The sequence below is a fragment of the Pyramidobacter sp. YE332 genome, assembly GCF_033060595.1.
GTDB lineage: Bacteria > Synergistota > Synergistia > Synergistales > Dethiosulfovibrionaceae > Pyramidobacter.
Window position 1 is genome coordinate 637,731 of record NZ_CP133038.1, and the last position, 25,568, is coordinate 663,298.

The 25,568-nt window shown below is 60.1% G+C and carries 18 protein-coding genes; 7 read left to right on the plus strand and 11 right to left on the minus strand.

Features of this window, described 5'->3' with window-relative positions; translation table 11 throughout:
- Positions 1-44: 44 nt before the first annotated feature.
- Entirely contained in the window at positions 45-1,049 is a 1,005-nt protein-coding gene (locus RAH42_RS02935; RefSeq protein WP_078015633.1) for a substrate-binding domain-containing protein, read from the plus strand.
- 1 nt (position 1,050) lies between these two features.
- The gene (locus RAH42_RS02940; protein WP_317539936.1) at positions 1,051-1,905 is read left to right on the plus strand and encodes a sugar ABC transporter substrate-binding protein; all 855 of its coding nucleotides are present in this window, start codon (positions 1,051-1,053) and stop codon (positions 1,903-1,905) included.
- Between the two features lie 224 nt (positions 1,906-2,129).
- Here the strand turns inward: RAH42_RS02940 and RAH42_RS02945 are convergent, their stop codons facing one another.
- The 5 genes from RAH42_RS02945 to RAH42_RS02965 all read right to left on the minus strand — a co-directional run bounded on the left by RAH42_RS02945 (position 2,130) and on the right by RAH42_RS02965 (position 8,534).
- Positions 2,130-3,584: an amidase family protein gene (locus RAH42_RS02945; RefSeq protein ID WP_078015631.1), complete on the minus strand. Its 1,455-nt coding sequence runs from the start codon at positions 3,582-3,584 to the stop codon at positions 2,130-2,132.
- 117 nt (positions 3,585-3,701) lie between these two features.
- Positions 3,702-4,883: a hypothetical protein gene (locus tag RAH42_RS02950; RefSeq protein WP_078015630.1), complete on the minus strand. Its 1,182-nt coding sequence runs from the start codon at positions 4,881-4,883 to the stop codon at positions 3,702-3,704.
- 31 nt (positions 4,884-4,914) lie between these two features.
- A complete protein-coding gene (locus RAH42_RS02955; protein WP_078015629.1) occupies positions 4,915-6,276 on the minus strand; it encodes an amidohydrolase family protein in 1,362 nt (453 codons plus the stop codon).
- 123 nt (positions 6,277-6,399) lie between these two features.
- Entirely contained in the window at positions 6,400-6,846 is a 447-nt protein-coding gene (locus tag RAH42_RS02960; RefSeq protein WP_317539937.1) for a HutP family protein, read from the minus strand.
- Positions 6,847-7,091: 245 nt separating this feature from the next.
- Positions 7,092-8,534, minus strand: a complete 1,443-nt coding sequence (locus tag RAH42_RS02965) for an NAD(P)/FAD-dependent oxidoreductase (RefSeq protein WP_317539938.1) — start codon at positions 8,532-8,534, stop codon at positions 7,092-7,094.
- A 632-nt stretch (positions 8,535-9,166) separates the two neighbouring features.
- Between RAH42_RS02965 and RAH42_RS02970 the strand changes: the two genes are divergently transcribed.
- Genes RAH42_RS02970 through RAH42_RS02985 form a run of 4 tightly spaced genes read left to right on the plus strand, consistent with a single transcriptional unit; the run spans position 9,167 to position 13,816 of the window.
- Positions 9,167-9,952, plus strand: coding sequence for an ABC transporter permease (locus RAH42_RS02970; protein ID WP_240496110.1), 786 nt, complete (start codon positions 9,167-9,169; stop codon positions 9,950-9,952).
- A 2-nt stretch (positions 9,953-9,954) separates the two neighbouring features.
- The gene (locus RAH42_RS02975; protein ID WP_317539939.1) at positions 9,955-10,698 is read left to right on the plus strand and encodes an ABC transporter ATP-binding protein; all 744 of its coding nucleotides are present in this window, start codon (positions 9,955-9,957) and stop codon (positions 10,696-10,698) included.
- A complete protein-coding gene (locus tag RAH42_RS02980) occupies positions 10,695-11,897 on the plus strand; it encodes a glycosyltransferase (protein WP_317539940.1) in 1,203 nt (400 codons plus the stop codon). Before RAH42_RS02975 ends, RAH42_RS02980 begins: the two co-directional genes overlap by 4 nt.
- Positions 11,898-11,899: 2 nt before the next feature.
- Positions 11,900-13,816, plus strand: coding sequence for a glycosyltransferase (locus RAH42_RS02985; protein WP_317539941.1), 1,917 nt, complete (start codon positions 11,900-11,902; stop codon positions 13,814-13,816).
- Positions 13,817-13,954: 138 nt separating this feature from the next.
- On the opposite strand, the gene glgP is transcribed toward RAH42_RS02985, so the two are convergent.
- The 4 genes from glgP to RAH42_RS03005 are packed head-to-tail and all read right to left on the minus strand — an operon-like array spanning position 13,955 to position 22,926.
- Entirely contained in the window at positions 13,955-18,211 is a 4,257-nt protein-coding gene (glgP, locus tag RAH42_RS02990) for an alpha-glucan family phosphorylase (protein WP_317539942.1), read from the minus strand.
- A 33-nt stretch (positions 18,212-18,244) separates the two neighbouring features.
- Positions 18,245-19,426: a glycoside hydrolase family 57 protein gene (locus RAH42_RS02995; RefSeq protein WP_078015621.1), complete on the minus strand. Its 1,182-nt coding sequence runs from the start codon at positions 19,424-19,426 to the stop codon at positions 18,245-18,247.
- A gap of 5 nt (positions 19,427-19,431) precedes the next feature.
- Positions 19,432-20,916 carry a glycosyltransferase family 4 protein gene (locus RAH42_RS03000; protein ID WP_078015620.1) on the minus strand — a complete coding sequence of 495 codons (1,485 nt, stop codon included), beginning with the start codon at positions 20,914-20,916 and terminating at the stop codon, positions 19,432-19,434.
- Entirely contained in the window at positions 20,917-22,926 is a 2,010-nt protein-coding gene (locus RAH42_RS03005; RefSeq protein WP_317539943.1) for an amylo-alpha-1,6-glucosidase, read from the minus strand.
- A 196-nt stretch (positions 22,927-23,122) separates the two neighbouring features.
- Here RAH42_RS03005 and mutM point away from each other — a divergent pair, with 196 nt between their 5' ends.
- Positions 23,123-24,007 (plus strand): bifunctional DNA-formamidopyrimidine glycosylase/DNA-(apurinic or apyrimidinic site) lyase, encoded by an 885-nt coding sequence (mutM, locus tag RAH42_RS03010; protein WP_317539944.1) that lies wholly within the window; start codon positions 23,123-23,125, stop codon positions 24,005-24,007.
- A 118-nt stretch (positions 24,008-24,125) separates the two neighbouring features.
- On the opposite strand, the gene RAH42_RS03015 is transcribed toward mutM, so the two are convergent.
- The gene (locus tag RAH42_RS03015) at positions 24,126-24,917 is read right to left on the minus strand and encodes a histidinol-phosphatase (protein WP_317539945.1); all 792 of its coding nucleotides are present in this window, start codon (positions 24,915-24,917) and stop codon (positions 24,126-24,128) included.
- Positions 24,914-25,564, minus strand: a complete 651-nt coding sequence (gene hisIE, locus RAH42_RS03020; protein ID WP_308559569.1) for a bifunctional phosphoribosyl-AMP cyclohydrolase/phosphoribosyl-ATP diphosphatase HisIE — start codon at positions 25,562-25,564, stop codon at positions 24,914-24,916. The genes RAH42_RS03015 and hisIE overlap by 4 nt, the downstream gene beginning before the upstream one ends.
- Positions 25,565-25,568 lie beyond the last annotated feature (4 nt).

Here is a 25,568-nt window from a genome sequence, read left to right on the forward strand (position 1 = left end):
CCGGCGTTTGGCGCCGTGATATTTTTTTCGAAGGATGTGCCGTTATGAAAAAGTTTTTCGTTCTGTTCCTGTGTCTGTGCGCTTTCGCCGCGTCTCTGAACGCGGCGGAGAACCCGATGGTGCTGTCTTCCATCGCCAAACTGGAAGAGCAGCTCGCGCCGCTGCCCGAACTGACGGGCAAGGAGCGCGTCGGCGTGCTGGTGACGTCGCTTTCCAACCCCTACTGGGTGACGATGAAGGAACGCTACGGCGAGTGGGCTGAAAAGATGGGCGTCGCCGTCGAGGTGATGGCGCCCGCGACCGACAAGGACCCGCGCGCGCAGCTCGATCTGTTCGAGGCGATGATCGCCCGCCAGTACGACGCCATTATCGTCACGCCGCTGGACGGCATGAATCTGGTACCGGGTGTGCTCAAGGCCAACGAGAAGAAGGTCCCCGTAGTCTGCTCCGGTCCTGCCGTGAGCGCCGAGGGGCTGGCCCAGGCCGGCGCGAAGATGGACGGCTGGATCTCCGCCGCCTTCCTCGAGCAGGGACGCCTCTGCGCCGAAGACATGGCCAAAAAACTGCCGGCCGGTTCTTCCGTGGCGGTGATCGAGGGCAAACCGGGCGCCATGCAGAGCCGCCTGCGCCGCGAGGGCGCGATTGCGGCTTTCGAAGCCGCGGGCATGAAGGTCGTCGCCGTGCAGGCCGGCAACTGGGACCGCAACGAAGCTTACAACATCGCCACGAATATGGTCAAGGCGCATCCCGAATTGAAGGGGCTGTACTGCGCTAACGACGTGATGGCGCTCGCTGCCGTCGACGCGTTCGAAGTGGCCGGAATCAAGGGCGTGATGGTCTACGGCACAGACTTCATCCCGCAGGCAAAAGAAGCGATTGCCGCCGGACGTCTGACGGGCTCGACGACGTTCTCGCAGGCGGCCTGGACGCGCGGCGCGCTGATCTACACGCTGAAGCTGAGCAAGGGGCTGTCCGTGCCGGAACGCCTCGGCATTCCCATCACGCTGGTCACGTCGGAGAACATCAATAATTTCGAAAGCTGGAAATAGCGTGTCCCGCCGCGTCGGCATCCTCTTCGGCGATCAGGACAATCCCTTCTGGCAGGAACAGATTCGTTGGTATCGGATGTTTCTGCCCGAATTTCCCTTCGAAACGCAGATTTTCTTTCCCGATCCGCCGCGCGACGCGAACGCGCAGGCGCGCCTGTGCGCAACTTTGATGGGACGCGGTTTCGACGCGCTGATCGTCAATCCTCTTGACGGCGCGGCGCTGGCAACCGCGGCGGCGGAAGCCGGCGACACGCCGCTGTTCGACGTCGGGCCGAAGAGCGACCCCGTCCTGGCGTCGCGCGTCGCCTGTTATCGGCCCCTGACCGTCTGCGACTTCGAGGAACAGGGACGGCTCTGCGCGCGCGAACTGACGCGCGCCGCAAAAAAACGGCGGCGCTTTGCCTGCGTGTCCGGTCCCGCCGCGGCGCGTCAGAGTGCCGGCCGCGTCGCCGGAGCGCTGGCCGAAGCGCGAGCCGGAGGAGCTGAAGAGGTGCGCGTGGAGCAAAGCGATTTTACCCGCGCCGGCGGACGCGCCGCGATGGAGCGCCTGCTGCCGTGGCAGCCGGACGCCGTGTTCTGCGCCAACGACCTGATGGCGCTCGGCGCCTGTGACGTTTTGGCGCCGCGCGGGCTGGAACTTCCCGTCGGCGGCGTCGATCTGATCCCCGAAGCGCTCCGCGCCGTCGCGGACGGGCGCATGACCGCCAGCGTCGGGCCGCTGGGACGCGAGATCGTCCGCGGCGTGCTGGAAGCGGTGCGGTCATATTTTGAAACTGGATGCATCCCGTCGGGTTTCATTGCCAAAAATCATCTGGTCACGCGGACTTCGTTGTTGCCCGAGCAGCAGACAAGCTGACCGCAAAAGAAAAACGCGGGATACCTCCGTTTCCCGTTGAGAAGTTGTGAGGCGGTATGGCCAGCGTGTCCGAAAGCGCTTTATTCCAAGCGGCAAAAAGAGCGGGCTCCGGCTGATTTTTCAGTCGAAGCCCGCTCTTTTTGTCCATGCGTACTACAGAGTGATTGAAATCCCGTCTGGCCTTTCGATGCGCTTCGTGCGAAGGAGCACATGCGGGAGTCGCTTTACAATGCCGGCGGCTTGCGGAAATGCGAATGCTGTTCGAAGGCATAGGCGATGGCGATGAGCAGAGCTTCGCTCCATGGGCGGCCGATGATCTCCATGCCGACGGGAACGCCGACCGGCGCGTTTTCGTCGGGAGCGAATCCCGCCGGCACGCAGACCGAAGGGAACCCCGTGGACGAGCAGAGCACGCCGTTGCGCTGCCGCTGGCTGGCGCCGCATTTGCAGACCAGCTGCTGCTGGTGGGGGTAGATCATCGCGTCAAGCCGCAGATCGGCCATGATCTTCAGCACGCGAGTGCGGAGCCCGATCTTGTTGTACATCTTTTCAAGGTAACGCGGAGTACCGACTTCGAGTTTCATCGCGTCACGCATGTTGCTTTCCGAGAAAGGGTGGAACAGCCCTTTGTCGAGGATTTCCTTCATGCTGTGAACGGGCCAGTCGGCGGGCAGTTCCCTGAGATAGCTGTCCAGATCGCGGCGAAAATCGTCGAGGTGGACGGACGTCTCGCTGGTCAGCCATGACTGGTCGATGTCGTCCCTGACGGGAACCAGCGTGGCTCCGTTGGCCTCGAATACCTTCATCGCTTCGCTCATGACGGCGTTGGTGGAGCGGTTGACGGCTTCCTTGCCGAAAAGACTTTCCAACACGCCGATACGTTTGCCCGGCAGCGCGTTTTCGTCGAGATACTTGGTGTAGTCTTCCACGACGTGGCCGACGCCCCACGCCGTTTCCGCGTCGTCGGGGTCGTAGCCGGCGATGACGCTGAGGCACCGCGCCGCGTCCTCCACGGTGCGGCAGATCGGTCCGGCCGTGTCCTGCGTCAGCGAGTAAGGCACGATGCCGGCCCGCGAAACCAGGCCGATCGTGGGACGGATGCCTACAAGGCTGTTGGCCGAGGCGGGCGAACGCACCGAGTTGATCGTGTCGGTGCCCAGGCCGACGATGCCGATGTTGGCGGCGATCGTCGCGCCGGTACCGCCGGAAGAGCCGCCGGGCGTGCGTGTCGGATCGTACGGATTGACCGACTGGCCGAGGATGGAGCTGACCGTTTCGCCCCAGATGGCGAACTCGTGCAAGTTGGTCTTGGCGAGGATCAGCGCGCCGCTTTCGCGCAGCCTTTTGGTGACGAGGGCGTCTTTTTGCGGCACCCAGCCCTTCAGCGCGACGCTTCCCGCCGTCGTGGGCATGTCGGTCGTGTTGAAGTTGTCTTTCAGCATCACGGGGATGCCATGAAGCGCTCCGCAAAGCCGGCGTCTTTCTTTTACATACGCGTCGAAGCGGTCGGCTTCTTCCAGCGCCTTGGGATTGACGCAGATGATGGAATTGATCCGCGGCTCCAGCTGTTCAATGCGCTTCAGATAATATTCACACAGCGCGCGGCAGGTCAGCGAATCGTCCAAATAGGCGGCGTGGACTTTGGCGACGGTCGCTTCCATAAAATCGAAAGGTTCCATAATAATCTCTCTCTCTTACGGGGTAAGAAAATATCCCGTTTCTTGGCACAAAGCTGCGCTTCTACATAAACAGAGGCGCAGCTTTGTCTTTAAGAAGCGTCTTATTTGAGTATCTGGCTAAAACCACGGTAAGATTTGCATCGTAACAGCTACAATAATAGTGGTGATTGCCATCGACGTTACATTTGCTACCGTACCTGGCACATAATCGGGTATTTTGTTGGCGAAAAATTCAGCCAGAGGTGCTCCTAGGATTGCTCCTAACACTGCGGAGAAAAGCGCTACAGGTATTGTGGCGCCGAACATCAGAACACAGGCCGGTGCTGTACTTACGACGGGGACGTAGGTGGCATACCAGCCTTTTTTCTTCCACTTGCCGGCATAAAGAAACACACCCACGCTACCCGCAATTATTTCAGACAAGACAATGGCACCGATGCATTTTCCACCGTAGACTGAAAGTCCTGGATTCAGCATTGTATCGAGGAATACGCCGATTAATAGAAGAAATCCAGCCAGATCATTGCCATAAAAGAGAGGTTCCGTAAAGTCGGCCAGAGTACGGCGGATCAACCAAGTTGCGCTCTGCGTATCGTTATGGATCGGGATAGGAACGGTAATTGGTCTGATATCCTTTTTCTTCATCCACGGCAGTGCCTGGCAGGCAGAAGCCGCAATAGTACCTGCTATGGCCATTGCTCCAACGTTGGAAACGACGCCAGGAACGTTCCATGGAGCAAATACTTTACTTAACCAAACAGCAACAGGGGTGCAGATAAGAGCTCCCAATACAGAAGTTGTAAGTAAGCTCACAATGCCAGGACCGTATATAAGGGTTAGAGCTGGAGGAACATTGACGATGGCTATAAAGGTTGGAATCCAGGTGACGTCTTCCTTGAACAACGACATGTAGTTGAATCCAAACATGACGAGCGAAAGCGTCAAAACCTGTGAAGCAAAAACCCATGGCCAAATTCGTGCGTTGCCATAACAGATCTCAAAGCCAGCCAAGGCAGAGCCTCTAAGAGCCGCTCCCCAGGCAATCGCTGCTCCGATGATGATAAGGAGCGATGAACAGAAGCCTGCGAAAAAATTAGCTTCTGTAAAGTTCATGAAGAACCAGTACAGTTCCCCCTTGCCATGGATATTTTTAATAACGGTGTCATAGTCAGGAAGCGTTGTTCCTCCTTGAATTGAGTTCAGCCCATAATAAAGTGCAAAACCGAGCAGGACGACAATGATCAGCCCCAGTGGAGAACCGCATCTCGGCTGATGTTCAACTTGCGGAGCATCAGGCATCTGCACTCCCTCCTTTCCGTTTTCTTTCAGTTCACTTGCCGTATCCCTTGAGGAGGCACATATCGCCTACGCCTGTGTTGCGCAGCATGCCGAACTTAGTCATCCAGCCGCCGGCTCCGTTACCGCGGCGCACGATACGATGTTCAAAGGAAGTGATAGTTCCATTGACGATCGTGTACACGGGAAGTTTGTTTTCTCTGCTAATGACGGTAACGTTCGCTAACGCACCAACGCCAAGATTGCCGATCTTTGTGTTCCACCACGGATTGGCGGTCAATTTGGCAATCTGGTCGGCCGGATTGGCTGTCATGGTTGCAACAGAATCCATAAGGGAAAGGACGCCCATCTCTGCGAGTTCAAGGATAGCTGGCACATCGTCGCGAGTATCGCCGAATCCCTTCATAGAACCATCGCCTTGTCCATCGGAGATCAAAATTTTCACGATACCCTTCTCAAGAGCTTCATAACAGACTTTTTGAGCTTGGGGTTGGATAAGCAAGCCTTCACGATGACCACGTGACGGGCGCATCATGGAAGTGACGAATTCGCCGGAAACATGTTCATTCTCTTTGATGAGGCCGACAATAATGTCCATAGCTTCCTTTCCATCCATATGCGTACCACAGCCGGGGGCGCTGGCGTGCCCGAGATGAAGCGGGCGTCCCTTGGACAACTTGACCATGCGCAGAGTATGTTCAGGATCTTGAGTGTGAGACATGTAGATCATGTGCGCCTGAGAAGTGACTTCAAAGAGCTTGTCGATGTTTTCGTCAGACATAATGAAGTGTCCCATATGATCTTTGATGCCCATGACCAGATTGCCTGTCGTCCCTGAGACGGCATTACGGGTGAACTTACTGTAAACAGTTGCCTCATCGCACTCACCCTTAAAATAACGGATCAAATCTTCCGTAGACATCATGGTTCCAGCGACGTTCGCACCTCCAAGATAGAGCCCAAGGTTCATCGGAAGACCTCTGTCGATCTCAGCACCGAGTAGAGACGGCGACATCGAAGTGTTTCCGGCTCCCGGCGAAAGGCCGATAGCAACGCCATCACAGGCCGCATTAAAGATAGGTGCGGTTGAGACTTCGAACAAGTCTCCAAGGTGGACATGCATATCGATCAAACCAGGAACGACTAACAAGCCTTCGCAGTCAAGTACCATATCCCCTTTTTCGACTGGAATATCTACGTTGATGTTGACAACCTCTCCACCCTCAATGACAATATCACGAATATCTTGGATTCTGTTCTTGGGATCGACCACATAGCCATCTTTGAGCACAAGGCGACCGCTTTTTGGAATATCACCAATCGTATCCTTAATAGCCGAATTGCGCACCGTAGCAAGCTGCTCCGACATAAAGTGGACATTATTGCTATAGTACATAAAAAGTTCCCCCCTACTCTAGAAAGATTGATGTTACATAAAGAGACTACCGATCGCTCGGAAAGAGCCATTTGAAAAGAAACATTTGCGTATTAAATGTATTCATTTGTCTGTGTGCAAAAATCAATTGCCGAGAATCTGATAGCCGACGCCGATGGATTTGTGTCCCGACAGCTCATGCATGGCCAGGTTTCCGTAGAAGCACAGCGTGAACTCTTCCCTGCGCCGCACGACGGCCGCTTTGAAACAGAAGTTCTGGCCGATGGCGTCGGAAGCGCGGGTACTCTGCGCCGTTTCGAGGACGCAGTGGCAGACCGGATGAACATGGGACCTCTTGCGTTCGATCACGTTCGTATTCAGACAGAGATTGACCACGCTTCGCACGATGCTCGTCTGGCTGTCGATGCCGAACCCCGAAATCATCGTCGCGGCGCTGCGCAGGCCAAGTTTTTGATACTGCGTGATGATTTCCTTCTCGACGTCCTGATTCGGCGTCATGGCAAGGAGAATCACCAAACGGCAAAGATCGGTTTCGTTGTCGGGGATCATGAAATTCTCCCACGTTACCATGGCATCACTCTCCTCATCCGATGAAAAAATAAAAGCAAGTGAAAGCAAGCCCTCGCGGCCTGTTTTTACTTGCTTACTCAGATACTTTTACTGGCGCAAAAAACTTTGGATTTTTACTTAGTATGCTATGGATTCATATACTTTTCTTACGTCGAAAGTATATAACAGAATTCTTCCCCTCGTCAAGTGTTTTTGTTCGATCGATTTTCATTCGAAGGCACTGAAGCGGCATGGATATTTCCGCGTCAGCGGCGCGGCATTTTCTCCATCGCCAGAGCGATGAGGGCGAGGAAGGGGTCGTCCACGGAGTTATGCGCGGGGGAGTGGATGAAATAATGTCCGAAAAGGTCCTGTACGGTCTCGCGCCGCGCGACGATGTCCACGAAGCGTTCGGCGAGGTGGACGGGGCTGTCGCCTGCCGAGACGATCTGGAAGCCGAGGATCTGGCCGGGCTTGAATCCCTCGTCTTCGCCCGTGGAGAGAACGACCTTCCAAACGGCGTCCTTGCCCGAGGGCATGAAGGGATCTCGGCTGCGCACCGGCAGGGAAAGCGGGATCACATTGAATCCGGCGCGGCGGGCCGCTTCTTCGCTCCAGCCCACGGCGCCCCAGTGCAGGCCGAAGATCTCGCTCACGCCCCAGAGCGTCGCAGGCGGAAGCTGCGCGGGCAGTCCGGCGATGTCCATAACGGCCGTCATGGCCTGGCGCATCGCCAGCGTGCCGATCAGCGGCAGAACGGAGCGCCCCGACGCCGCGTCGGCGACCTGCGCGGCGTCTCCCACGGCCCATACCGAAGGCAGCGAGGTGCGCTGCGCGGCGTCGACGACGATGCCGCGCTCGATTTTCAGCCCCATGGCGCGCGCCAAATCGAGGCGCGGGCGCACGCCCGAAGCGAAGACGACCGCGTCGGCGGCGAGTTCTCCGCTGCGCAGCGTCAGCGTGCCGGGCGTCCAGCTCAGCACGGCGTCGTTCAGATGGAGTTCGACGCCCCGTTCGCGCAGGCGGCGTTCTACCGCCGCGGCCATGTCGGCGTCCAGCGCCGAAACGGCGTGCGGCAGAGCTTCTACGGCGACGACGCCGACGCCGCGGTCGGAAAGGGCTTCGATGATCTCCAGGCCGACGGCTCCCGTGCCGACGACGGCCACTTTTTGGACGCGCGCGGCCAGTTCGTCCAAAGCGCGAGCGTCCTGAGCGCCTCTGAGGACGTAAACGCCGTCGGCGAGGAACGAACGCTCGACGAGCCGGTCGCCGACGGCGACCATCAGGCCGGAAGCGCCCCCCTTTTCTTTTAAGATCCCTTCCGCCGGCGGCAGCCAGGGGACGGCGCCGGGAGCGAGGATCAGGTTCTCGTAGGCGATCTGCGTCTCGCCCGCGGGGCCTGCGACCGTCGCGGTCTTCGCCGCCGCGTCGATTGTCGTCACGGAGCCGAAAACGACGTCTTTCGCGGCGTTGGGCGGCAGGCGTTTCTCGCGCGACAGATCGACGACCGTCGCTTCGGGGCCGTCGGGGATCAGGCGGCGTCCCACGCCGTAGGGCAGGCTGCAGATGACGGTGGGTTCTTCGTTCATCACCATGACGGCCGGTTCCACGCCGAAACGGCGGGCTGTGATGTACGACACGCGGCCGCCGGGACCTCCCCCGACGATCAAGAGTTTTGCTGCGCGCACGGCTTCTTTTTTCTCAGACATGTTTTCGTTCCTCCTCCGGAAATGTCCCCGCATCCGCCGCGCCGCTGCCGGCGCGTTCTTTGGATGCAAGGCGTTTTTGCGCTGTGGTTCCACTTTAACCGTTCGCCGGATTTCTTTCAGTGATAACGTCACAGTTCTCTGATATTGAAATAACGGCAGTTGTTATTCATGTTTATTTTTGTTATACTTTATTCACGTTAAGCTTCGAATAGGCGCGGTTATAGGATTCGGGAAAATATATGACGCTGAGGGGTTGACAACGATGTCCGAGGCCACTATGCTGTCACAGCACAGCACAGCACAGCACAGCACAGCACAGCACAGCACAGCACAGCACAGCACAGCTAACTAAAACTGTTTCCTTCGATAGAGTGAAAAAGCCTCCGGAAGGCGGCGGAACGACCAGGTTTTGTGGTCGTTCCGCCGCCTTCCGGAGGCTTTTTTTGTAAATGTACGTTTGTGTGACAAGTTGAACGTTCTATGATGTAAAAGCTAACGTAAGGATTATGTCGTGCGCTTTTTCGCTCATGGGACCAAACGATTTTCCGGATTAGGAACTGTTCCGATCCTGATTTTCAATTAAAAAGCACAATTGAAAATCAGGATCAGTTTACGGAAAGGGGCTTCCTCATTTGAGAATCCTAGCCAGAGCCAAAGAGATCTACGCTTACCGCGAGATGGTCTACAACCTCGTGCGGCGGGATCTTCACGGACGCTACAAACGTTCTTTCTTCGGTTTTGCCTGGACGTTTTTGAATCCTCTTTTACAGCTCATCGTCTATACGATCGTCTTTTCAACCATCATGCGCGCGGGGATCGACAAGTTTTATTTATTCCTTTTCGTCGCCCTGATCCCGTGGACTTTCTTCAGCGCCTCGCTCACCGGCGGCTGCGGTTCCGTCCTGGCCCAGGGCGGCATGGTCAAGAAAATCTACTTCCCGCGCGAAGTCCTGCCCATCGCCTTTGTCACGACAAGCTTCGTCAACATGCTCTACTGTTTCGTCGTCGTGTTTGCCGTCGTCGCCGTATCGGGCGTCGGCTTCAACCTGCGCGCGCTCCTGTGCCTCCCGTTCGTCATGCTCGTCGAGTACGTCATCTGCCTGGGCGTCGCCCTGCTGACGTCGGCCGTCACCGTTTACTGCCGCGACCTGGAGTACATGCTCGGCATCGTTTCCATGCTGTGGATGTACCTCACTCCGGTCCTCTACCCGATCTCCATGGTGCCGCGGCGGTACCTGCCGCTTTTCATGCTCAACCCGATGACTCCGGTCATCACGGCCTATCGCGACATCCTTTACGCCGCCAAAGCGCCGGAACTCTCCACGCTGCTGCACTCGCTCGCGATGGGCGTTCTCGTTTTGGGCGTCGGCTGGTACGTCTTTGAAAAACTGCAGCGCGGTTTTGCGGAGGAACTGTAACGATGAAAGCCATTCAGGTCCATGACGTCGCCAAACGATTCAAGATCTATTACGACCGAAATCGAACGTTGAAAGAACGCCTGCTCTTTCGCAAAAGGAACCGCTACGACGAGCGCTGGGTCCTCAAAGACGTTTCGTTCGACATCGAGCAGGGGGAAGCCGTCGGCCTCGTCGGCGAAAACGGCTGCGGCAAAAGCACCACGCTCAAGCTGCTCTCCCGCATCCTCTTTCCCGACCGCGGCACGATCGCCGTCAACGGCCGCGTCTCCTGCCTGATCGAGCTGGGCGCCGGCTTTCATCCCGACATGAACGGCATCGAGAACATCTACCTCAACGCCGCCATGTTCGGCGTCGGCCGCAAGGAAACCGGCAAACGCCTCGACCGGATCATCGCCTTTTCGGAACTGGAACCCTTCATCGAAAACCCCATACGCACCTATTCTTCGGGCATGTACATGCGCCTCGCCTTTTCCGTGGCGATCAACGTCGATGCCGACGTGCTGTTGATCGACGAGATCCTTGCCGTCGGCGACATGAACTTTCAGGAGAAATGTCTCGCCCGCCTGCGCGAGATCAAGGAGCGCGGCGCCACCATCGTCATCGTCTCCCACTCGCTGGGACAGATCGAAGCCTTCTGCGACCGCTCCATCTGGATTGACGGCGGACGCGTCCAGGCCGACGGCACCCCCGCGGAGACCCACGCCCGGTACGCCGCGTTCATGAACGGAAAGAAGGCTCAGCCATGATTCCCGCTTTATTGGGTATGAAAAACGCCATGGGAGAAATGCGCGCGCGGCCGCTGCGGATCCTTCAGGTCGTCGACAAGCTCACGCCCGACAGCGGCGTTGCCGGCGTTGTCCTGCGCTATCACGACGCAATAGACAAAAAACGAATCGTCTTCGATTTTCTCGCGCATGAAGAGCCCGACCTCTGGATCAGACGCAGACTCGAAAAAGACGGCTCGAAGATCTTTGTCGCCCCGCCGCTGCGTCTCGCCGCGCTTGTTCCCTATCTTCGCTTCCTGAGACGCTTCTACGCGGAGCATCCCGAGTACGCGATCGTCCACGGTCACCTGCCCAACGCCGCGCCGTTTTATCTGGGCATGGCCCGGGCGGCCGGCGTGCCCGTGCGCATCGTTCACTGCCACAACACCCGCAGCGGCGACACCGTCCCGAAGAGGATCAGGAACAGCCTGCTCTTCAAGCTGATCCCCTTGTGCGCCAACGTGCGCTGCGCCTGCTCGGAGGCCGCGGCCAGGTTCCTTTTCGGCGCGCGCAACGGGCGCGTCAAACGTCCTTATCATTTGGTCCGCAACGCTTTGCCGCTGGGACCGTACCGTTTCCGCCCCGAGGTGCGGGAACGGGCCCGCGGCGAACTTGGCCTCGGTACGGACTGCCTTGTGGTCGGCCACATCGGCCGCATGTGCCCGCAAAAAAATCAGGCCTTTCTGCTGAAAATCTTTGCCGCGTTTTACGCCAAACACAAGAACGCCGTGTTGATGCTGATCGGCGACGGCGAACTGCATGAAACCCTTCGCCGCCAGGCCCGCGAACTCGTCCCCGAAGGAGCCGTCCTCTGGCTGGGCGTGCGAAACGACGTCCCCGCGCTCCTTCAGGCGATGGACGTTTTCGTCCTGCCCTCGCTTTACGAAGGTTTGCCCCTTGCCGCGCTCGAGGCTCAGGCGTCGGGCTTGCCCTGTCTTTTGTCGGCGAACATCACAGAAGAAGCCCGCATCGTCCCCGGCTTGGCGCAGTATATCAGCCTGCAAGAAACGCCCGCCGAGTGGGCCGCCCTGATCCAGCCCCGGCACGAAAGAACGTCCGACACCGGACGCTTCTTTGCCGCCGCCGGCTACGACATTTCCACTGAAGCGGCAAAACTAGCAACACTGTACGAAAAACTTCACGAAGAACATTGCCGGCAACGCCCGGCGGAGGAGCCTTGACGATGAATGAAACGACAAAACAAACACGGCCGCAGAATCGCTACGACGTCAGCTGCCTCGTGACCTTTCACAGCGAGGGCTATCTGGCGCACCGTACGCTGACTTCGATCGGCATGTGCCGGGACTACGCCGAAAAGCGCGGACTCCATGTCGAGCTGGTGCTCGTTCTCGACAACGCCGATGCCGTGACCGAAGCGGTCGTCGCCGGGCACTTCGCCGTACGCAAGGACGATCAGATCCTACGCGTACATGAACGCAGCGCCCCTATGTCACGGAATAAGGGAATACAGGCTGCCAAGGGAGAATTCATATCCATTCACGATGGAGATGATTATTATTCTGAAAATCTCGTCTATGAAGGAGTGGCGCAGTGCAAAGCACAGCCGCGCCTGATCACGCATGCCGAGATAAATATCGGATTCGAATCCGAGTATTACATGTATAGAGTTGGAAATATCCGACACGGCGATTACACAAAATACGATCTGCTCACTCAGAATCCTCTCAGCGTGCAAACCATAGCACCTCGACACGTATTTATACAGATCCCTTACCAGCCAACTGGAAACGGTTTTGGTTACGAGGATTGGCATTGGAATGCCGAGACGATAGCCGCCGGATTCGAACACGTTACAGTTCCGCATACATTCATGTTCTATCGGCGCAAAAGACAAGGATCAGTACTTGCAAGAGAATCTGCCAGCAAGTCTTTGATTCGTCCGAGCCGTTTGTTCGATCAGCTGGAATCGCCAATGCATGAACTGTCCTCCTCCATTTTGCGAGACAACCTGTCGGAAAACACCTCTCGAAAGCCGGTCGTTTCTGCCGATCTTGCCGATGTCGTAAAAACTGCCCGAAGAAAATCACGGCTCTACGCTTTTCTTAAGCCGCCGGCTAAAAAACTGATTTCCAAATTGCCCGACGACCTGCAGCCGCCGGCAAAGGCTTTTGCGTGGTCTTTTCTGGCACTGGCCCGTTCGGTCAGAGAACATGTCAGAAACAAACGGCCGACGCCGGCTGTCCAGACGTCGCCAGCCGTCCCGCAGACAGAAAAGCCGGCGCCAGAAATTTTCCCCACCGTCAGCATGGCCGAATGCGTTGCGGCGCTCAAGAGAATCTCGCGCCTCGACTCGTCGCTTCATCCTGACGTGAACCCGCCGCTTTATGAATACCGTTTTGTTTCGGACGACCGTCTCGGCCGACTCTTCGCTCTTTTGTACAATCCCATAAAGGGGCAACGTTACGATGCAGTGTACCTCGTGCCGTGGCTTGTGCCCGGCGGCGCCGATCTGATGACGATCAACTTCGCCAACACTTTGGCGGGACAAGGCAAAAAGGTCCTTGTGATCAGCACTTTGCCCTGCCCGTCACCATGGCGAAACCAGTTGGCCGAGGGCGTGGATTTTGTCGACCTCGGCAACGCGGCCGACGGATTTTTCAACGAGGACAAGAAGCTTCTTCTGGCGCGCATCCTTTTGCTGGAAATCGTCAAAAAATGCCCGAGACTCATTTCTTCGTTTATGGTGAACCGTATGCGGAAGAGGACAGACACCTGTACAGTTCTTTCAAATCTCTGCCGAACGTCACTCTTGGCGGAAAATATAGTGGTTTTGTCTCTCTGCCGGTCAAAGAGTGCTTCTGCTTTCTCTACACCAGCGCGTATGACGGCCTGCCCAATGTTCTCCTCGAAGCTGCTGCAGCCGGCTTGCCCACAATTGCGCCCGACATCGGTGGCATCAGCGATTTTATCAACGATCAAACCGGTTGGCTCGTGGGACAGGATGCATCGGCCGATGATTATGCGAGAGCAATGGAAGAGATGCGCAGCGCGCCGGAACTGCGCCGGACAAAAGTCCTTGCGGCGCAGAATCTGTTGCATGTACGCCACAATGAAACGGCTTTTAAAAACAGTATATTAAAGTTCTATGGATTCTAGGTGTTGTAAAAAAACATCATATCATCCCATAGAACGTGACCTGTCATAACAACAACGGCTGTCTCATCTTCTCAAATGGGAAGATGAGACAGCCGTTGTACTTCTGTGGCAAGAGAGATCGTTAGCCCCACTGGATCAGGCCCGTGTCGAACAGGTTGTCAAGATCGGGGCTGTAGGCGAGGACGCGCAGGCCGTAGAGGTAGCGGCCGTTGTGGGTGGGGGTGTAGGCGCCTTGATAGACGAGGCGCCCCTGGTCGTCGCTGCCGGTGCAGGAGAGCGCGAGCACGTCGGGTTTTTCGATGAAGTTGCGCTCGTCGCTGCGTCCGGCCACGAATTGGAGCTGCAGTTCTTCGGGTTTCATGGCGCCGGGCACCACGTACGCGGTGACGCTGAGCGGATCGGTGCAGGCCACGGCGTTCTGCACGAGGCCCTGAACCTGGATCTGATCGATGCGCACGCCGGCGAAGCGCGCTCCGACGTCGGCTTTCCAGGCCGCGAGCGTGCGGGGCAGCAGGCGGTTTTGGGCGCGCATTTTCACGTGGCGCTGCGCGGCCGGCCGGTAGCATTCTTCGAAGTACTGGCGCACCATGCGGGCGCTGCTGTACTGCGGACTCAGCGTAGCGACGCTGTTTTTCATGCGCGCGATCCAGCCGTGGGGGAGGCCGTCGCCGGCGCGTTCGAAGTAGAGCGGCGCCACTTCGTCTTCCAGCAGCGCGTAGAGGCTTTCGGCGTCGGCGTAGTCGCTTTGTTCGGCGGGCGCGTCGTGAATGGAGGTGACGCGGGGGCCGATGGTCCAGCCGTTGAGGCCGTTGTCGCCTTCGCACCACCAGCCGTCGGACACGCTCAGGTTGAGCGTGCCGTTGGGGGCCGCTTTCTGGCCGCTGGTGCCGCTGGCTTCGTAGGGGCGGCGCGGCGTGTTCAGCCACACGTCGCAGCCCTGCACCATGATTCTGGCGATGTCGAGGTTGTAGTTGGGGATGAAAAAGAGTTTGCCGAAGAGTTCGTTTCGGCTGGCGAGCACGACTTTCTGGATCAGGTCGTTGCCCTGCGTGTCGGCCGGATGGGCTTTGCCGGAAAAAACGAGGATCACGGGACGCCGGGCATCCGAGAGGATCTTCGTCAGCCGCGCCAGATCGGCGAGGACGAGCGTGGCGCGTTTGTAGGGCGCGAAACGGCGCGCGAAGCCGATCACCAGCGGCTGCTGCTGCCATTCGGAAGAGGCCTTGTGGAACGCCTTGGGCGACGTCTTCTTGAGCAGCTCCAACAGGGCTTTTTTCTGCTCCTGCTTGGCCTGCCAGAAATCGGCGTCGGCGATCTGTTCCACTTTTTGCCATTGCGGCGACTGCGGCGGCAACGCGCTCCAGTCCGCGCCCACCGCCGTTGCGAGCAGCGCCGCCGCGGGGCGCCCCGCAAAGCTGTTCAGGTGCACTCCGTTTGTGATGTAGCCGATGGGGATTTCTTCCGTGGGCACGCCTTTCCAGTTGAACTGCCACATGGCGCGCGACACGCCGCCATGGAGGCGGCTGACGCCGTTGCTGCGCATGGCGTGGTTCAGCGCCAGCAGCGTCAGCTCGAAATCGCCGGACGTTCCCGGACGGGTGCCCAGGTTCATCAGCTCGTCGCGGCTGACGCCGATGCGCCGCGCCAGCTCGTCGAAATAGCGGTGCATGAGTTCGGCGGAGAAACGTTCGTTGCCGGCGTCCACGGGCGTGTGAGTGGTGAAGACGCTGTCGCCGCGCACCACCTCGCGGGCGGCGGCGAAGCTGAGGCCGCGGGTCAGACAGAGGTGGCGGATGCGTTCCAGGATCATGAAGGCCGAGTGCCCTTCGTTCATGTGGTAGGCGCGCGGATGATAGCCCAGCGCCGCCAGCGCGCGCGGACCGCCCATGCCGAGCAGGATCTCCTGGCGGATGCGTGTGTCGCGGTCGGCCACGTAGAGGCGCTCGGTGATGCGGCGGTCTTCCTCGGTGTTCTTGGGCGTGTCGGTGTCGAGCAGATAGAGCGGCACGCGCCCGACCTGGACTTTCCAGACGCGGGCGAAAAGCGTGCGCCCCGGCAGGTCAAGCGACACGTAAAGGTGTTCGCCGGTCTTTTCGTTTTTGACGCGGCCGATGGGCAGCAGCCGGAAATTGTTCTCCGGATAAAGCGCCGTCTGGTGGCCGTCGGCAGCGATTTTCTGCTGGAAGTAACCGCATTTGTAAAGCAGCCCCACGGCGACCAGCGGGATGCGCAGGTCGCTGGCCGATTTGAGGTGATCGCCGGAAAGCACGCCGAGCCCCCCGGAGTAAATGGGCAGACTTTCGTGAATGCCGTACTCGGTCGAAAAGTAGGCGACGGGCGTCGTGGCCGTCAATTCGGGGACCGACGTGTCGAAAGGCGCCTTCATGTCGGCGTCGAATCGTTCCAGAGCGCGGCCGTAAAGCTGCACGTATCCTTCGTTCTGCGCCAGCTCGACAAAGCGGCTGTGATCAGTTTTCCCCAGCAGTTCGACGGCATTGTGACCGATTTTGTCCCACAGCGCCGGATCGACGCGGCGGAACAGCGGCTCGTATTCGGGATGCCACGTCCACCAGAGATTGTGGGCCAGTTCGCCGAGGCGGCTCAGCTTGTCCGGCAGCTTGACCGAGCTGGTGAAACCGTGCAGCAGCGGCGTCACCGACGGCGTGCCGGTGAAAACGCGCGTCAGGATCTCGTCGTCCATGCGCGAAACCGGCCGCGTGGCCACGCGCTGGCGGGCCTGATTCGCGGCGAGAGCGTAGGCGTCGTCGTAATGCTGATAAAAGGTGGACCAGTCGGTCTTTTCGGCCAGCGCGCGGGCGGCGGCGCGGCGCTTCAGCAGCGCTTCCTCCGGCAGCGAAGCCAGCTCGCCCATCAAAAAGGTCAGTTTTTTCACCGTCGCCTCGTAAGGCGCGTGACTGCGTTCGATGACGGCGATGCCCTCGTTCTCGCCCTGTTCGCGCGCCCACAGGCCGAAGCCCGCCAGATCGCTGGTGACGGTCGGCACGGAATTGGCCGCGGCCTCCTGAGGCGTATAGCCCCACGGCTCGTACCACGAGGGGAAGATCCCTGCGTCGCAAGCCGACAGCACCTCGTCGTAGGTCATGCCGAAGAGGCCGTCCTGCCCGTCCAGCAAGGCGGGATTGAGGACGACCTGCACGGCGTTTTCGGGACGGTTGTCCAGCCCGAGGCGGGCGCAGGCGTTCAGGATCGGGTCGTGAACCTTGTCGAACACCCGATGGGCCGTGATCCAGAAGGGCGCGTCGTCGGGTTTCTGGGCGGGATTGCCCGAGAGCGCCCGTTCGTCGGTGCCGTTGTGTCCGTTCATGACGGCGCACAAGGCGACGATGGGCGGTTCGCCCGCGGAACGCGAGCGGTTCAGCGCCGCGGCGGCGTCGAGAAACAGGTCGATGCCTTTGTTGCGGAACTCGTAACGCCCGGAGATAAGGAACAGGCGGCTGTTTTCCGGCAGCGGGCGGCGCAGCAGCCGGGCGACGGCGGCGAGAATTTTCTTCTTGTTGGCGGCGGGCGCGGAACGGTCGCCGCTGTAATCGGGAATGGCGCTCAGGCTCAGGCCGTTCGGCGTCACCAGGTCGGGGCGGCGGCCGAGAAACGCCGCCGCCTCGTGAGCCGTGAGGGCGCTGACCGTCGTGAAACAGTCGGCTTCGCGCGCGGCGGCCGTTTCCATGGAACATTTGGCGGTGACGTTGAAGTTGGCGGCTTCGCGCGCTGCGTTGATCTGGTCCATCTCGGCGTAGATGTCGCGCCCCGCCCCCGCCATGGAGCGTCCCAGCACGGTGGCGTGGGTGGTGAATACCGTGGAAATGGAGGGCGCGTGCTTTTTCAGATAGAGCAGGCCGGCGCCGCACATCCACTCGTGAAAATGGGCGGTGACGGCGCGTTCGCCTTCGTTCTCGTCGGAGATGACCTGCGAGAACGCCGCGATCGCCTCGCCGCAGGCCATGCTGAACATCACCGGCTCCACGTAGTCCCACGCGCCCGTCAGCGAATCGACGCCGAAGTCGCGCCACAGGTCGTAAAGGATCTGATTCTGATTGTAGCGGTCCTTCCAATCCACCAGGACCGCTTTGGGCGAACCGGGGATGTCCCAGCGCCCGAAGCGGCATTTCAGATTGTGAAGCGCCGCGGCGCGTCGGAACGTCTCCCACAGGCGGCCTTCCTCGCCTTCGGCGGAAGCCTCGATGAATCCCGGGTTCTTGTCGCGCGCCGGACCGAGCAGAAAATAGTTCTGTCCGAAGCGATCCACGGCCTGCCGGGCCTTGGTGGCGACCACGGTGTAAATGCCGCCGACTTTGTTGCACACTTCCCATGAGACTTCGAAGAGCGTGGCGGGAAGCTGGGCTGAATCCTTATGCGTCATAAAATACCCCTTTACTCGGATCTCTCGTGATTTTTAGCTGTCCAGCGTCATTTTGAAGTCGGACAGCACGTTCATGTAATTGATGTAGGCGTCGTAGGGCGTGCCGTAGGGATTGAAATACTTGTGCACGTCGCCGTCGGAGAACCATTTGGTGCACATGTAGTAGAAATGGTCCGACGTCTGCAGCCGCCGCCAGGTGCGCACGATGCCTTCGCCGCCGTCGGCCAGGACTTTTTCCTTGAGCGAGTAAACGGTCTCGATGGCGTCGCGCTCCATGTCGTTGCCGATCCAGGCGGTGAGGTCGCGTTCCACGTCGGCCCAGGAGATGGCGTTGGGCACGTCGATGCGGGCGATGGGCGAGTAACGCTCGGCCGCCTGCGAGGGCGTGACGAAGTCGAAGTTTGGATCGGCGAAAACGGCTGCCGGCAGCGCCTCCATGAAGTCGAAGATGCCCGTTTCGGCCCATTGGTGTTCGCCGAACGTCTCGTAGTCCATGAAGAGATTGATCAGCTCGCCGGCTCCGTTGACGGCGTGCGCCCAGTCCGCGAACTTTTCGGCGGTGAGCGGCCACTGGTCCCAGCCGCGGTTGGAGAAGCGGAAGGCGATGTCGTCGGACAGCCGGTAGTTCTTGAGCAGCAGCTTCAGCTTCGTGCAGCTTGACGGCTGGTACATGTAGTTGGGACTGCGCCAGCCGAGGATGTGGTCGGCGCCTTCGGTGAGGATCGCCTCGTAGCCCATGTCCTCGACCATGCGCGCGATGTCGTTGCGGTAGATCAGCTCGGTGTTGCGGAACACGCGCGGCGTCACGCCGAAGTGCTTTTTGATCAGCTCGTCGTGCAGCGCGACCTGCGCGCGGAACTCGTCGGCGTCGTACAGCGCGGCCAGAGAGTGGGCGTAGGTCTCCGAGATCAGTTCGACGCAGCCCGTGTCGACAAGAGCGCGGAAGCTGTCGAGAATCTCCGGCTGGTACTCCTCGAACTGATCCATGGCCACGCCGGAGAGCGAAAACGCGACGCGGAAGCGCCCTTCCCAGCGGCGGATCATTTTCAGCAGCAGTTCGTTCATGGGCAGATAACATTTCTGCGCCACCTTGTCGAGGATCGTGCGGTTGGCTTCGGCGTCCTCGTAGAAATGATCCTGCCCGATGTCGAAGAAGCTGTAGTGTCGCAGCCGGTACGGCTGATGAACCTGGAAATAGAAACAGATCGATGGCATAGCGCTCAACTCCTCCGGATGCAGTCACGATACATTGCGTTCAGGCGATCGGCGGCGGCAGACCAGCGGATGCGGCGCAGATCCTCGCGGCTGTTCTTCACCATCGCTTCGGCCAGTTTCGGGTAGGCAAGCACGGCGCAGATTTTGTTGGCCATTTCCTGAACGTCCCAAAAGTCCACCTTCAGCGCGTTGCGCACCACTTCGGCGACGCCGGACTGACGCGAAAGGATCACCGGCGTGTCGCAGATCATGGCCTCCAGCGGGGCGATGCCGAAAGGTTCGGAGACGCTGGGCATGACGTAGAGGTCGCAGCTGGCATACATCCGTTCCACGTTCACGCCGGACTGGAAGCCGGGAAAGTGGAATGCGGTCCCCATCCCCAGCTGGGCGATGCGGCGCACCATGCGGTGGAACATGTCGCCGCTGCCGGCCATGACGAAGTGCACGTCGGGCATGCGCTCGTGCACGAGCCGCGCGGCTTCGACGAAGTAGTCGGGCCCTTTCTGATAGGTGATGCGGCCCATGAAGAGCACGCGCTTCTCCCGGTGCGGCGGGATGCTTCGCCAGCCCAACTGCGATTCGTTGCGGTTGACGGCGTTGTGGACGACGTCGATTTTTTCGTCGGGGATCCGGTAAAGGCGCATCACTTTGTTCTTGGTGTAATAGCTTACGGCGACCACACGATCGGCGGCGGTCATGCCGGCCCACTCGATGTGGGCGATCTCGGGATTGACGTTTTCGCCGCTGCGGTCGTGCTCCAGCGCGTGGATGTGAGTGATCAGCGGCTTGCCGGTGATCTGCTTGATGAGGATCCCCGCCGGGTAAGTCATCCAGTCGTGCACGTGGATCACGTCGAATTTTTCTTCGCGCGCGATCTGCGCGGCCGCGAGACTGTAGCGGTACACTTCGGACATCAGGTCCTGCCCGTAGCCGCCGTGGATTTCGACCGGCTTCCAGCGGACGGCCGCGTCCTGCGGCTGTGAAGCCGCCGCTGCGGCGTCGGCGGGCCAAACGCTCCCGCCAAGCTGCGGCAGCCCGAGGCGGCGGAAGATCTCATTTTTCCCGCCGGCGGCGCTTGAGGTTCGGCGGCCTTTGCCGTGCCGGGCGAGTCGTTGTTCGTAACTTGCCGCGCTGTCGTAGGGACGAAGGCTCGACCTGATGCCGCGCACGACCATCCGCGCGGCAAACTGCTGAAGCTCCGCGATGCCGCAGTTTTGCCGCGGCCTTGCAGCGTTTTGAGAATGGCTGTCCGGTGCGGCCGTGGCGCCCCCCGCTTCCGGTTCGCTCCGCGAGACGACGGGGATCAGGGTTCCCGAGGCGGAACGCAGTTTGACGTGCGACTCGGGGTGCTCGGTCAGGCGAGTCTGCGGCATGACGAAAAGCACGTCGGTGCCTTTCCGCAGCAGCGCCTGCGTGATGCCGTAACAGGCGGTGCCAAGGCCTCCGCTCTTGTCGGGCGGAAATTCCCAGCCAAGCATGAGCACGCGCATTTACCTCGCCTCCTCTCGCAGGTTCGTCTCCCAGCGACGATACACGCCCGGAGCGGCGCGCTGCATCTTTTTCAGGACGCGCAGCAGTTCCGCCACGCTCCAGGCCTGGGCGACGGCGCCGTTGGGGCGATACGGCGGCGCGGCGTCGAAAATTTCGGCCACTGAACCGACGCCGTACTCGCGCAGATGGGCGGTGCACAGCGGCGTGATCGTCCCCAGCAGATGCCGGGCGGCCGCCGGCCGATCCCATAAAGCGAAGAGCAGGGTATCGCCGTAGGCTCCCAGCAGCCACGGCCAGACGGTGCCCTGATGGTAGGCGGAATCGCGTTCCTCCGGCGACCCTTCATAAAGCGATCGGTAGTTGGCGTCGGCGGGCGACAGGGTGCGCAGTCCATACGGCGTGAGCAGCAGCGTGCGTACCCGCCCCAGCATCTCCGCCGCCAGCGGCCGGTCGAGCACCGGTTCGGGCAGCGAGGCGGCAAAAAGCTGGTTGGGACGGAAGCTCCAATCGGCGCCGTCCGCGCGCCACACGTCGGCCAGGTAGCCGCGCTCCTCGCTCCAGAAGCGGCGCTGGAATTCCTTTTTCAGCGCCGCAAGACGCTTTTTGTCCCACGGCGGCGTTTCGCCCAGGGCGGCGGCGGTCTTGCCGGCAAAAACGAGGGCGTTGTACCACAGCGCGTTGATCTCCACCGGGCAGCCCCAGCGCGGCGTCACCGGCCGCCCGCCGACCGACGCGTCCATCCAGGTGAGCTGGGTGTCGGGGGCGCCGACATGGAGCAGTCCCGCTTCATCCATGTGCGTGTGGGGAGCGCGTCCGTCCGCGTACGCGGCAATGATCTCTTTGATGGGCTGCCAGCACAGCTTTTTGACGAGCTGCAGCCCATTGGCGGCCTGCTCGGCCATCTGTTGGACGGCCCAGACGTACCAGAGCGAGGCGTCGGCGGAATTGTAACTGTGATGGACGCCGTCGGCGCCGTAACAGTTGGGGATCAGACCGTCCTTTATGGCTCCTCCCGCGCCCGCAAGAATGTCCACGCCCTCCTGGCTGCGTCCGGCGCAGAACGTCAGCCCCGGCAGAGCGATGAAAGTGTCGCGCCCCCAGGCGTCGAACCATGGATAGCCGGCGATCACGGTTTTTCCGTTGCGCGGGCTGTCGATGAGGAATTTTTCGCCCTCCCGCTCGAGATGGGCGGTCAGGCTCCTGTCCTCGCCGCGGCTGAGGCGGCGCCGCGTTTCGTCGTTCCAGAGTCGCGCCAGCCGTGCGGCTTTGCCGGTTGGCTGCAGCGCGGCGCTGAGGATCACAGGACGCTGCGGCGCGAGTTCGATCTCGAACAGGCCGGGCTGAAACAGGTCTTCCGCGTAGGGGAAGCCGCGCTCGCGCTCGATCAGGTATTCGGCGTTGTAGTACCAATCGGGCGACGGCAAAAACGTGAAACGTCCGTCGGTCTGCATGAACAGCGGCGGCATCCCGTCATAAGGCTCAACCTTGAAGCCCGCTGTCTCCGGCCAGGTACGCACGTGCAGATTCATGTTGGCGTGCGTGAGCGCGTGAAAATTCCGGTAGGCGAGCAGCGGCTTGATTCTCAGCTTGGCCTGCGCGGCGCCGCCTTCCAGCGAATAGCGGATCAGCACGCGGTGTTCGCCGTGCGGCATGACGATCTCGCGCGTCAGCACGACATCGCCGATGCGGTAGCGGAACAACGGCCAGGCGCCGATCTCGGCCTCGCGCAAATATTCGTGCCCCTTGGGGAAAAAGTTGCCGGGATGCTGGCGGCAGGAGAAGAAGAACTCGTGCCCGCCAAGCAGCAGCGATTCTTCCAGCGCCGACAGCAGCACGTGACGCCCTGCCGGACGGTCGAGATTGGCGACAAAAAGCCCGTGATAACGGCGCGTGTTGCACGAAACGATAGAGCTGGAGGCGTAATCTCCCAGACCGTTGGTTTCCAGCCACTCCAGGCGCAGCGATTCACGCAGGTTCTGGCATATCGCTTTGTTGTATTTGAAGTTCATGTCTGTTCCCTCCTCCGAGCCCTGAAGTGCGGCATTGATATTATTTCCCACTTGTATTATAAACACTTGCACGAGTGATTGTAAATCAAATCTGTGTTAAAATCTCAGCGATTTCTCGAACGGGACGGAAAGGGCGCAGGCGCGTTCTCGCGGCGGCCTTGGCAAACCCGGAACGAGAAGGACGGGAGGATTGACCGTGCCTGAACTGCCAGAGGTCGAAACGGTAAAGAACGTGACGGCGCCGCAAATTTGCGGACGCCGCATCGAAAGAGTGGCGCTGAACCGTGGCGACGTGATCGCCCATCCGGCGCCGGACGATTTCGTCAGACTCGCGACGGGGCGCGCGGTGACGGGGATGGGACGGCGCGGCAAATTCCTGCGCTTCTTCCTCGACGACGGCGCCGAGATGGTGTTGCACCTGCGCATGACGGGGCGGCTGCTGGCCGTGCCGCCGGAATTTCCCGCGGAGAAGCACACGCATGTCGTTTTTTCGCTGAGCGGACGTCTGCAGCTGCGCTTTGCCGACGTGCGCCGTTTCGGCCGCTTCTGGCTGCTGCGAAAGGGCGAGAAAGACTGTACCGGCATGAACGATCTCGGCCTGGAGCCCTTCGACGCCGCTTTGACGCCCGTCTGGCTGAAAGAGCGGCTGGGCGCCTCGCGCCGCGCCGTCAAGACCTGTTTGCTCGATCAGAGCATCGTCGCCGGCATCGGCAACATTTACAGCGACGAAATCCTTTTCGCCGCGCGGATCCGGCCGACGCGCGCCGCGTCCTCGCTGAGCCGTCCCGAATGGGAACGCCTGGCGCGGGCGGTCCGAGAGGTGATGCGTTTTCACGTGGAGCAGACCGCCGTTTCGGCGGAAGAGTTTCTGCGCGGACGCGGCACGGAATACCGCAACACGCCGTTGCTGAAAGTTTACGGACACGACGGCGATCCCTGCCCCGCCTGCGGCGCGGCGTTGCAGCGCGCCGTCGTCGGCGGCCGTTCCAGCGTGTTTTGTCCGCGCTGCCAGAAGCGGAGGGAAACAAAAGTGCCTTCGCTGCGGCAGGAAGCGGCGGAAAAAGTGAAGGACATTCGATGAACGACGCTGTTCCACGTGGAACAGTGTCCCACGAAAAACGCCGGCGGTCGTCTGACCGCCGGCGTTTGCGTACGGAGCGCCCAGGAGCCGTTTCCGGCCGATGCCGACTTTTCCCCGTTCACCGCCGAAGACGGAATCGCTCCGGTTTCAGTCCCACGGATTCGCAGAGCCGTTCGCACTCGTCGAACTTGTAGCACAGCGTGGCGGCGCGGTGGCTGTCGCTGGACAGAACGACGCGGCCGCCTTTGGCGGCGATGCGTTTCAGCAGCGGCGGCGACGGATAAGGCGTCGTACGCCAGCCGCGGGAGATGGCGCCGCTGTTGACCTCGAAAGGACGTCCCGTTTCCAGCAGGGCGTCCAGCGCAGCGTAGGCGGCTTTTATATAGCGCGGATGATTTTCGTCGAAAAATCTTCCGCCCTCGTTGAACTTGCCGATCAGGTCGAAATGGCCGATCAAATCGGCGTGAGTGCGGCTGACCACGTCGGCTTCCTGCCGATAGTACAGTTCGGCCATCGCGTAAAAGTCGCCGTCGAAATATTTTTGGACGGCCTTCTGAAAAATTTCGGGATTCTCGTCAACGGGCACATAATCGCCGCCGATCTTCAGATAATGCACCGAGCCGATGACATAGTCGTAGTCGCCGGCGGGCAGATCGGCGAAATAATCCTGCTCGATGCCGCAGCAAATGGCCAGCCGCTGCCGGTACTTTTCGCGCAATGACGCGATCTCGCTTTTATAGGCGGCGGTCCCCGCCACGGACATGCAGTACGATTCGTCGCAGGGCGTGTGCGCGTGGCCGGAAAAGCCCAGCCGCGTCATGCCCATGGCGATGGCGGCTTGAACGACGGCCTCGGCGCGGTCTTCGCCGTCGCAGAAAACCGTATGAACGTGAAAGTCCTCGCGGATCATGAGGTCATTTTCTCCTGCTTTACCTTGCGGTCGATGACATGCCGCGAGGCGAGCTCATGCATGACGTCGTCGAGCGAGATCCCGGCCTGGATCATCAGCACCAGCACGTGGTAGGCGAGGTCGGCGATCTCGTAGACGGTATCTTTCGTGTCCTCCGCTTTGGCGGCGATGATCACCTCGGTGGATTCCTCGCCGACTTTCTTGAGGATCTTGTCGAGCCCTTTCTCGAACAGATACGTGGTGTAGGAATTTTCCTTCTTCTCGGTTTTGCGGGCGGCAATGAGCCGCATCAGCTCTTCCAGCGAGAATTCGCCGCGGCTCTCGCTCCGCCAGAGGGGATTGGCGAAACACGACGTCGTGCCGAGATGGCACGCCGGCCCGTCGGGATCGACCATGACGAGCAGCGCGTCCTTGTCGCAGTCGGCCGTGATGGAGACGATGTGCTGGTAGTTGCCGCTGCTTTCGCCCTTGAGCCACAGACGCCGGCGCGAACGGCTCCAGAAACAGGTCAGCCCCCTGGCCATGCTGATCGTCAGGCTCTCGCGGTTCATGTAGGCCAGCGTGAGCACGCGCTTTGTGGCCGCATCGACCACGATGGCGGGGATCAATCCCTTTTCGTCGAATTTCAGTTCGTCGATGGAAATCATGCAA